We start from the raw sequence: 9729 nt of genomic DNA, 5'->3' as shown, positions 1-9729 counted from the left end.
AACGGCGGAACGAACGGCAGAAACAGCCTGGCCGAACGAACGGCCTAAAGCGCCGGTCGTGTAACCATACGTATCCTCGCGCACAGCAGCACACGTCGATGGACGCCAGCCGCCGAAGAAGATCAGCGCGAGTTTGTCGCTGTGTACGCTGACACGGCCAAAGAGCGCACACGACAACAAACTCGCGCCGATCATGGCCTGCGTGGGTGGTTACGGACGGGGCTCGCGCTACTTGACCGACGCTCTAGCCGACCGGTGAGGACCTGGCGACCACGGCGACCAGGAGGCCGCCGTAGCCCGTGGTCAGGAGCATGGGGGTCAGCCGGCTGTCGTCGCGGACGGCGGCGACCAGCTCCCGGGCCGCGATGGCCTCGGCGTCGCGGGCGTCGGGATCGGCGACCCGCCCGCCGGCGAGCGCGCCGGTGAAGACCACGATGCCGCCCGCCCGCAGCAGGCGGAGGGCCTGGCTGAGGTAGTCGGTGGCCTCGCGCTGGTCCGCGTCGCAGAAGACCAGGTCGTAGGCGCCGTCGGTGAGCCTGGGCAGGACGTCGAGCGCGCGCCCGGTGATCAGCCGGCTGCGGTTGGGTGCCATGCCGGCGTCCGCGTACGTGCGGCGGGCCAGCCGCAGATGCTCGGCTTCGACGTCGATGGTGGTCAGGGTCCCGTCCGGGCGCATCCCGCGCAGCAGCCAGGTGCCGGACACGCCGGTCCCTGTCCCGATTTCGACAGCTGTGCGGGCTGCCACAGAGGCGGCGAGGAAGCGCAGGATGGAACCGGTGCCCGGGGTGACCGGGACGATACCGACCTCCTCGGCGCGGGCTCGGGCAGCCCGCAGGGGAGGGTCTTCCAGCAGGAAGCCCTCCGTGTATGCGGCGGTCGGATCGACGGCCCCGGTGACTGTGTCGGGCATGACATAGGCAGCCTACGGGAACGCCGGGTGCTGATGGCGCGTTCGTCTTGGCAACGCGCCTCGTGTCGGGGATGGATCGAGGGGAGAACAGCCGGTGTCCGCTGCGGGTTTTGCCGCGCCATGGCCGGCGCGTCGGGTACGTTCGTCTCGAACCGATCGAGAGGCGGCTGTGAACGGACAGGACGCGCGCCTGGCCACGTTCACGTCTGGCCGGCTGGCTCCGCCACGTCCGGCCTCGGAGGAGAACGCCGCCGGGTCTGTCGCGGCCGATGCCGCTGGCACGGTCGGTGGCGACGCGGCCGCGTGGGTCCCACCCACCTGGGAAGAGGTCGTACGGGACCACGGTAACAGGGTGTACCGTCTCGCCTACCGTCTTACGGGTAACGCGCACGACGCCGAAGACCTCACCCAGGACGTCTTCGTGCGCGTGTTCCGGTCGTTGGCGGACTACACACCCGGCACCTTCGAGGGCTGGCTGCACCGGATCACCACGAACCTCTTCCTGGACCGGATGCGACGCCAGCAGAAGATCCGTTTCGACGCGCTGCCGGACGACCCCGAGCGGCTGGCGGGCCGTGAGGCGAGCCCTGAGGCCGTCTACGCGGAGTCGCACTTCGACGCCGACATCGAAGGCGCACTGGCCGCGCTCCCGCCGGACTTCCGGGCCGCGGTCGTGCTCTGCGACATCGAGCAGCTCTCCTACGAGGAGATCGCGCAGACCCTGGGGGTGAAGCTCGGCACGGTCCGCAGCCGGATCTCCAGGGGACGCGCGATGCTGCGGCAGGCGCTCGCCGACCGGGCGCCGCGCTCCTCGGCCTACCTGCCCACAGCCGGGGAAGCGGCGCTGCTGGCCGTGGCCGACGAGCCGGCCGGCAGCAACGCGGCCGTCTCGCCGACGGCCATGGCCGGGCCGCAGTCCCCGCCCATGGCCGACAGCCGGGCCCCGGCGGATGACGGGGCGCACCGGCCACACCGGTCGCACCGGATCCCTCGCCGGGCGGCGGCTGCGAGCGCACCGCCGACCACGGCGCATGTGGGCGGTGCGACGTCCACGCCGGAGCGGCAGGCGTGAGCGAACACCATCTTGGTGATCGGATCGCCCCGCTGGTCGACGGGCAGCTCGACCATGACGACCGGGACCGCGCCCTGGCGCATCTCGCCCGCTGTCCCGCCTGCCAGTGGGAAGTAGCCGAACTGCGTCGCCTCAAGGCGCGGCTGGCGGCGCTCGGCGGCCCTGTGCTGCCGGGTTGTGTGGCGGACAGGCTGCTGCGGATGGCCGCGGCCGCCATCCCCACCCGGTTCGTCGCGGGTACTCCCTCCGCCACGGACAACGACCGGGTGCTTGCCGGCCCCGCGTTTCCAGCCGGCTCCGCGTTTCCAGCCAGCCCCATGCTTCCGGCCGATCCAGCGGCTCCCGTCGGCTACCCGGTCGCGCAGCCGCCCGCCGGCATCCCTGAGAGGTTCCGGTCCGGCCATCCCCATGGCTGGGGAGACGTCCACGCGGCCGGCTCGACGTGGTCGCCGCCGCAGGCGCATGTGCCCACCGGGAGGCGGGCGTTCACGGCCGGGACGCCGGCCGTCCCAGCCGCTGTGATCTTGCCTGCGGCCCTGTCAGAGGCGTCGACGAAGGAGGGATGGACGGCGGCCGGCCGGCCGTCCCCACGGGTGGCACCACGCGTGACCACGCCGGCCACGGGTGGCCGGCGCCCGCGGCCCGGGCCGGCGGATCCGCGTGTACGCGCGGCGTATCGCCGTAGCCGGGCCAGGCGCACCCTGGTGGGCTCGGCGGCCGTGCTGCTTTTCGCCGTCGCGGGAGCCGCGTTCGGGGAGGCGCGCGCTCCCAGCGGGCTTCCCGCGTCGTCGACCCTTCCGGCCGTGGTGCCGGTGGTACAGCCGAGCTTCACCACCGGTGTCACCGCGGTCAGGGTCAGCCGTCTGGCACCGACGGTCAGCGTGGTATCCGTACCGGTCAGCGTACGGCGTCCCCTCGCCGGCAAGCCGTAGGCGGAACGTCGGCGAACCGGGCAAGCCGTGGGTGGAGAACCGGGCAGACCGCAGCTGGGAACTGTCGTCCGCACACGGCGGAAGCCGCCTACAGCCGAAGGCATCGTAGGTGGAAACCGCTGCCTGTATGGCGGATGTCACCTACATGACGGAAGTCACCTCCGCTGCCCTGGCAGCCCGGGATCCGTGTCGCGAGTCGTACGGTGGTAGGCGCGTGAACGGTGCGCTATGGTCATCCGCCTGCGGGTGTCACGGCGGTTGACGACTCAGCTCGTCTCCGAACACGTTCCGGAGTCGGTCTGCTGAATATCGGTGACTACGCTGGGCTTTCCGACGCGTCGCGAGGAGCGGCTCGGTGGATCCGAGGCCAGGCGACGATCCGGAGGGCAGGCCCCAGCGGCGGTCGGGAGGCGAAGCGGTCATGAGCAGTGGCAGCGAGAATGTCGCCGTTCCCTCGCGCTCCGGGCCTGTCACGGGGTACTCGCCACAGGCGGGATCCACGGCGGACACGCCCGCTGGCCTAGGGCCGGGCGGGGCGAAGCAGGAGCCGTCGGAGTCGGGAAATATCACTGGAATAGCGCATTCGGGTACGAAAAATGACATGAGCTGGCTCGACGGCGCCGTCCGCGGGCCCTCCGACCCGCCAACCGATCCGTGGTGGACCCGTCCGGCCCCGGGGCCGGTCCCGGTTACCGGTACCGGATGGCCGGGCGGTGCCGCGCTGCCGATCGGCCTGCGGCGGCCGGCCGGTACCCAGTGGTGGGGTGCCGCCGCGCGTACGGGCGTCAGCGCCGGTCCGGTGGCCGCCGACATCACGACCACCGAGGACGCCATGGATGGCGGCCCGACCGCTGTCGGTGCTGCCGACGGCAGCGTGCGGGCGGGTGACCGTGTCGCTGGTGCCGCTGGTGCCGTTGAGCCGGCCGGCGCCCGCCATCCGGGCGGGACGGGTGGGCCGCGCCGGGCCGCGCCGGCGAGATTCCGCCGCCTTTCGTCGCTCCCGGTGCTGGCGCTGCTGCTCGCGGGGCTGCTCGGCGGGGTGGTCGGTGGCATGATCGGTGCCTACGGCGCGTCCGGTGGCGACCACGGCTGGACGGCCTCGTCCGCGCCCGCGTCGCAGGGCGCGGCAGGCGGCGGCACGCCGGCCCCGGGTGAACGCAGCGTCCCGGTCTCCGTCATCGCCGCGCGGGTGCTGCCGTCCGTGGTCACGATCAGTGTGGTCACCCAGGCCGCGACCGCGACCGGCTCCGGTGTGATCATCAGGCCGGACGGCTACATCCTGACCAACAACCACGTGCTGGCCAACGTCAGTGCGAAGGCGCGCGTCTCGGTGACCCGCTACCAGGACCTGCAGCCGATGCCAGCGGAGATCGTCGGCCGTGATCCCAGGACCGACCTCGCCGTCATCCGGATCCGGGCGGACGGCCCGCTGCCCGCGGCGACGCTGGGGCGTTCCGGGTCGCTCGTGGTCGGCGCCCCCCTGGTCGCCATCGGCGCGCCCCTGGGGCTGGCCGGGACCGTGACCACCGGTATCGTCAGCGCGCTGGACCGTGACCCGACCGTGCCGGTGGAATCCGGCGGGGAGTCGCTGCTCATCGGCGCGATCCAGACCGACGCCGCCATCAACCCGGGCAATTCGGGCGGTCCGCTGCTGGACGGGAGCGGCCAGGTCATCGGCATCAACACGGCGATCGCGACAGTGCCCGGTGGTTACGGTGAGCATGGCATGTCCGGGAACATCGGTGTCGGTTTCGCCATCCCGATCGACTACGCGAAGTCGGTGGCCGATGAGATCATCCAGACTGGGCGGGCCACCCATCCGCACATCGGGGTGTCCGCGGTCACGGTTGCGGCGAACGCCCCCACGGGGGCCGGGACGTCCGCCGGTGTCCTGGTCCGTGGCGTCGAGGCCGGGGGGCCGGCGGCACTGGCCGGGCTGCGTCCCGGCGATCTCATCACCAGGATCGGAGACGTCGCTGTCGGTAGCATCAACGATCTGATCACGGCGACCCGGGCACACCGGGCCGGCGAACGGATCACTGTGACGTTCGAGCGGGACGGCCGGGCGCAGGCTGCTCAGGTGACCCTGCGGGAGCAGTCCGGCTGACCGTGCGGCCACGGCCGGCCGTGTCGGATGCCCGTGTCCGCTGGTTGACGGCTTGGTACGGGGTTGACGGCTGGTACGGGTAGGTGGGCGGAACGCGGTCGATGCTCGGGCTCCGGGGCCGGCCCCGGAGCTCCGGTTCCGGAGCCGTTGCGATGATGGCGACGTTGTGATGCCAGAAACACAATGATCGTATGATGGCGGTGACATTGCGATGACAGTATTGTGACGACGACACTGCGATGGGTGGTTGTCCGGGCGTTGTCCGCATAGTTGGAGACCGGTCAGGCGTGGCCCGGGCGACGGCTGGCCGGTGGATGTCGGCAAGCCTGTTTCGTTGATCGCGATTGCAGGGTAGTGTGAAACTGTGTTCAACGGCGTTGGATGGGGCGAGATCGCTGTCCTGTTGGTGATCGGCCTCTTCGTGTTCGGCCCGGAGCGGCTGCCCAAGGTCGCCCGCGACGCGGGCCGGATGCTGCGTCAGATCCGCCAGGCCGCCACCGGGATGCGCGAGGAGCTGCGCTCCGAGCTCGGCCCGGAGTTCGCCGACCTCGATCTGCGGACCCTGCACCCCAAGACCTTCGTCCGCAAGCACCTGCTCGAGGACGACGATCCGGTGCTGCCGTCCTACCTGTCCAAGCGGACGTCCTTCGACAAGATGCTCTTCGACGACGACTCCGACGCCCTGCCCGGGGCGGTGGATCCGCCTCGTCCGCGGCTTTCCTACGACTCCGGTTCCTATGAGGACGCCGCCATCCAGGTGAAGCCCACTCTGTCGCTGGCCAAGGCGTCGCCGGATGGAACGTCCCTGGCCAAGCCGTCCTCGACCGGGCCGTCGTTGACCACGTCGTCGCCCGGGTCCGCGGCTTCCGCCTCCCTGGCGAAGGCCACCTCCCTGACGAAGAGCACGTCCGACAGCTCGGGCCGGCCGGGCCCAGAGGTGTCCTCCGGAGCCGGCGGTGGCGCCTCTCCCGCGGCTGGCGGCGGTACCGCGGCCGGCCAGCCGCCGGTCGCGCCGCCGTTCGACGGCGACGCGACCTGAGTTCCCGGCCCGCCCGGAAGGCCGTTGGACGGACGGTCCAGGAGGCTGTTCGGGGGGCAGCCGCGTCCTATCAGTGTTCCCGCAGGCCACTGCCCTGCTCGTTCCCGCCTTGCTCCGAGATCGTACTCGGAAGATCGCCGACAGGAGCCGGCTGAGGGATCCGCCGCGGTCAGTGCTGCCGGGCCGGAGTGAGGCCGAGGGAACGGCCCGCCAGCCCACGGGAGCGGGACGACAGGCGTTCGGCCACCCCCCGGAGGATCTTCCCCGCTTCGGAGTCCGGATCGGAGATCGCCAGCGGGACGCCGTTGTCTCCGCCTTCCCGCAGCCGGACGTCGATCGGCACCTGCCCGAGCAGGGGCACCGCGTGCCCGAGGACCCGGCTGAGGCGCTCGGCCACGGCGATGCCGCCGCCGGAGCCGAAGACGTCCACCCGCCCGTCACAGTGCGGGCAGGGCAGCCACGCCATGTTCTCGACCACGCCGACGACGTTCTGCCGGGTCTGGACCGCCACTGTGCCGGCCCGCTCCGCGACCTCGGTCGCGGCGAGCTGCGGAGTGGTGACCACAAGAAGCTCGGAGGAGGGCACGAGCTGCGCCAACGAGATCGCGATGTCGCCGGTGCCCGGGGGCAGGTCGAGCAGCAGGACGTCGAGGTCGCCCCAGAACACGTCCGAGAGGAACTGCTCCAGCGCGCGGTGCAGCATGGGGCCACGCCATGTCACAGGCTGGTTTCCCCGGGTGAACATACCGGTGGAGATGACCTTGACGCCGTGCGCCTGCGGCGGCATGATCATCTTTTCGACCTGGGTGGGCAGACGGTCCACGCCCAGCATCCGGGGGATCGAGTGCCCGTAGATGTCGGCATCGAGGACGCCGACCGACAGTCCGGAGCGGGCCATCGCCGCGGCCAGGTTGACCGTCACCGACGACTTGCCGACGCCGCCCTTGCCGCTGGCCACCCCGTACACCCGGGTCAGCGAGCCGGGCTGGGCGAACGGGATCGCCCGGGTGGCGGTTCCTCCGCGCAGCTTCGTGTGCAGGGCGGCGCGCTGCTCGGCCGTCATCACCTCGAGGCGGACCCGCGTGCCTCGCACGCCCGGCACCGCGGTGACCGCCCGATCGACCCGAGAGACGATCTCCTCGCGCATCGGGCAGCCCGCGACCGTCAGCAACACCACGACGTCCACGGTGTTGTCGTCGGTGACACGTACCGACTCGACCATGTCCAGTTCGGTGATCGGACGCCCGATCTCAGGGTCGAGCACCGTTGCGAGAGCTGCCTGGATCGCGTCCGCGCTAGGCCGGGAAGCAGACAAGAGAACCTCGACCGGTCTGTGTGATGGTGCGTGCGGCTCCTGCCGGCACGCCTGCACGTCCACCATAACCGTAGGTCCAGCCTGGACGCGTCCGACAAGGTACGAACCCGGCCGCTTCCGGCGCGGACGGCACGGCCCCCGGGCGAGCGGTGCTCGGCGGCGCGCCGACCGGCGCCCTGGCGTGACCGGGCCGCCCACGGCCGTCCACGGGCCGGGCGCGGCTGTCGAGAGGTGATGGGCCGGCTGTCAACCCGTCGAGGTCGGTCAAATTGTCGATCATCTGACATCCCTGGCGAGTCCGAGCCCGCGCCCATAGTGCCGACGTACTCTGATCCACGTGACGGTGGACGAGCAAACAGTGGAACAGGAACCGCTGGTCGACCCGCGATCGATGCGCGCGTGGCGTCAGTTCCTGCGAGCTCATTCCTACGTTACCCGCAAGCTGGAAAGCGACCTCGAAACCGAGCACCATTTGCCGCTGGCCTCCTACGACGTGCTGGTGCAGCTTTCCGAGGCGCCGGAAGGCGCGTTGCGGATGAACGAGCTCGCGGAGGCGGTGCTGCTGTCGCGCAGCGGACTGACCCGGCTGGTCGACCGGCTGGAACGTGAGGGCCTGGTCGAGCGCCGCTCGTGTCCGTCGGACGCGCGGGGGACGCTGGCCACCCTCACCCCGGAGGGCCGCCAACGGCTGCGGGTCGCGTCCCGGACCCATCTCGCCGGGGTGTCCAAACACGTGACCAGCCACTTCAGCCCCGACGAACTGGACACACTCGCCGACCTGCTGGGCCGGCTCGACCATTACCCGCCCGCGCGGCACCCACCGGGCGGTGGCTGCGGCCAGAGCGTGTAGCCGGCCGGCGGCCCGGCGCCCGGCCGGGGTCTGGCCGGGGTCTGGCTGGCGGGCGGACGGTCGTGGCTGGCCGTTGACCGGCCGGTGACCGGTCAGCGGGCTGGTGCCGCCGGGCCGGTCAACGGTTCGGCGCCGCGGGCCGCGGCGACCAGCGCGTCCAGCGCCCGCCGGGAGGTCGTCTCCGCGCCGAGCGGCTGGGGCTTGCTCGCCCCGTGGAAGTCGCTCGCGCCGGTGGCGATCAGATCCAGGTCCGCGGCCAGCCGGCGTAGCCGGGCGCGGGCGTCCGGGGTGTGGTCGGGATGGTCCACCTCCAGGCCGCCGAGGCCGTCGCGGGCCAGCCGCGCGATCACGTCCGGGCCGATGGTCGGGCCCCGCCTGCCGGCGAACGCGTGCGCCAGCACACTGACCCCGCCGGCCTCGCGGACGAGACGGATCGCCTCGGCCACATCCGGTTCGTCCTTGTCCACCCAGTAGCGGCCGCTGGGGCCGATCCAGGCGGGGGTGAAGGCGTCCTGGACGGCGTCCACCAGGCCGGCCTCGACAAGGGCCTCGGCCACGTGCGGGCGTCCGACCACGCCGTCGGCCAGGGCGCGGACCCGCTCCCAGGACACCGGATGGCCGTCGGCGGCCAGCTTCTCCACCATGCGCCGGGCACGGCTGACCCGTTCGTCGCGCAGCCGGGCACGGACCGCGGCGAACGCCGGCTCGGCCGGGTCGAACAGGTAGGCGAGCAGGTGCAGGCTCACCCAGCGGCCGCGGCCGGCCCGCACCCGGCAGGAGATCTCCGCTCCCGGCAGCAGGGTGAGGCCGACGGGCAGCGCGGCCGCGGCCTCGGCCAGGCCCGCGGTGGTGTCATGATCGGTGAGTGCGATGGCGGCCAGGCCCGACGCGGCCGCGAGGCGGACGACGTCGGCGGGCGGCAGCAGGCCGTCCGACGCCGTCGAATGGGTGTGCAGGTCAGCCGCGTCCGCCGGGACCACCGGGACCACCGGGACCACCGGATGCGCGTTCAGGCCGCTCTCCCTTCCCGCCATGGGCCTGCCCTTCCCGCGGGGGGCTTTCCCGTCCGCGGGCCATGCCCGGAGCGGGGGAGCACATGCGCGGGATCACATATGTGGAATTACATATGCGGGAACGGGCGCGGAACACCGGTTTCCGCGCGGCCACCCGTCCACGATATCTGTTGGATCTGCTGGGCATCCGCCCGACGGTATCCGTTCGGCCGTGCCCGCTTGCCGTATCCGCTTTGACGGTGTCCGCTCCGGTGGCCCGCGGCGGTTCGCCCGTGGTTTTTCCGGGATCACTTTCCGCTGTGACCGAGTCGCCGCCAACGTCCCGGTACTGTGACGGTTGGCCCCGTGACGACGGCGGGCGTCGTGACTCCTGGATGCTCCGGGCGGGATTCTGGGCGGGATGTTGTGAACAGGACTTCGATGGGCCGGGGCACTCCGGCGGGCGGGAGCGCCGCGGCTACCGGCCCCGTAGCCGGCGGCGCGGGCGGCGG

General features: G+C 72.0%; 9 protein-coding genes. 5 read left to right on the top strand and 4 right to left on the bottom strand.

The window, feature by feature from the left end; all coding sequences use genetic code 11:
• Together AC5LSR_RS03870 and AC5LSR_RS03865 are read right to left on the bottom strand one after the other, a co-directional pair.
• The coding region (locus AC5LSR_RS03870) for a hypothetical protein (protein ID WP_493464904.1) at positions 1 to 195 on the bottom strand (195 nt) is incomplete at its 3' end.
• 49 nt (positions 196 to 244) lie between these two features.
• Positions 245 to 910 carry an O-methyltransferase gene (locus AC5LSR_RS03865; RefSeq protein ID WP_250285983.1) on the bottom strand — a complete coding sequence of 222 codons (666 nt, stop codon included), beginning with the start codon at positions 908 to 910 and terminating at the stop codon, positions 245 to 247.
• 169 nt (positions 911 to 1079) lie between these two features.
• On the opposite strand from AC5LSR_RS03865, the gene sigE reads away from it, so the two are divergent.
• The 4 genes from sigE (at position 1080) to tatB (ending at position 6060) form a co-directional block, all read left to right on the top strand.
• Positions 1080 to 1982: an RNA polymerase sigma factor SigE gene (gene sigE / locus AC5LSR_RS03860; RefSeq protein ID WP_250285984.1), complete on the top strand. Its 903-nt coding sequence runs from the start codon at positions 1080 to 1082 to the stop codon at positions 1980 to 1982.
• Positions 1979 to 2914, top strand: a complete 936-nt coding sequence (locus tag AC5LSR_RS03855) for an anti-sigma factor family protein (protein WP_250285986.1) — start codon at positions 1979 to 1981, stop codon at positions 2912 to 2914. The genes sigE and AC5LSR_RS03855 overlap by 4 nt, the downstream gene beginning before the upstream one ends.
• A gap of 601 nt (positions 2915 to 3515) precedes the next feature.
• On the top strand, positions 3516 to 5021 hold the full coding sequence (locus AC5LSR_RS03850) for a S1C family serine protease (RefSeq protein WP_250290042.1): 1506 nt from the start codon (positions 3516 to 3518) through the stop codon (positions 5019 to 5021).
• Between the two features lie 364 nt (positions 5022 to 5385).
• A complete protein-coding gene (gene tatB / locus AC5LSR_RS03845; protein ID WP_250290044.1) occupies positions 5386 to 6060 on the top strand; it encodes a Sec-independent protein translocase protein TatB in 675 nt (224 codons plus the stop codon).
• Positions 6061 to 6229: 169 nt separating this feature from the next.
• Here tatB and AC5LSR_RS03840 read toward each other — a convergent pair whose 3' ends face one another.
• Positions 6230 to 7375: an Mrp/NBP35 family ATP-binding protein gene (locus AC5LSR_RS03840; RefSeq protein WP_250285989.1), complete on the bottom strand. Its 1146-nt coding sequence runs from the start codon at positions 7373 to 7375 to the stop codon at positions 6230 to 6232.
• 391 nt (positions 7376 to 7766) lie between these two features.
• On the opposite strand from AC5LSR_RS03840, the gene AC5LSR_RS03835 reads away from it, so the two are divergent.
• Positions 7767 to 8225 carry a MarR family winged helix-turn-helix transcriptional regulator gene (locus tag AC5LSR_RS03835; RefSeq protein WP_250285990.1) on the top strand — a complete coding sequence of 153 codons (459 nt, stop codon included), beginning with the start codon at positions 7767 to 7769 and terminating at the stop codon, positions 8223 to 8225.
• A 92-nt stretch (positions 8226 to 8317) separates the two neighbouring features.
• Here AC5LSR_RS03835 and AC5LSR_RS03830 read toward each other — a convergent pair whose 3' ends face one another.
• Positions 8318 to 9259 (bottom strand): PHP domain-containing protein, encoded by a 942-nt coding sequence (locus AC5LSR_RS03830; RefSeq protein WP_250290046.1) that lies wholly within the window; start codon positions 9257 to 9259, stop codon positions 8318 to 8320.
• Positions 9260 to 9729 lie beyond the last annotated feature (470 nt).

The sequence above is a fragment of the Protofrankia sp. CiP1_Cm_nod4 genome, assembly GCF_982290645.1.
Note: the sequence above shows the minus strand (reverse complement) of the source record. Positions and strands in the feature narration are given on the sequence as shown.

Coding starts and splice junctions, on each gene's coding strand:
- AC5LSR_RS03865 (WP_250285983.1), bottom strand. CDS start 910: ATGCCCGACACAGTCACCGGGGCCGTCGATCCGACCGCCGCATACACG.
- AC5LSR_RS03850 (WP_250290042.1), top strand. CDS start 3,516: ATGAGCTGGCTCGACGGCGCCGTCCGCGGGCCCTCCGACCCGCCAACC.
- AC5LSR_RS03835 (WP_250285990.1), top strand. CDS start 7,767: ATGCGCGCGTGGCGTCAGTTCCTGCGAGCTCATTCCTACGTTACCCGC.
- AC5LSR_RS03830 (WP_250290046.1), bottom strand. CDS start 9,259: ATGGCGGGAAGGGAGAGCGGCCTGAACGCGCATCCGGTGGTCCCGGTG.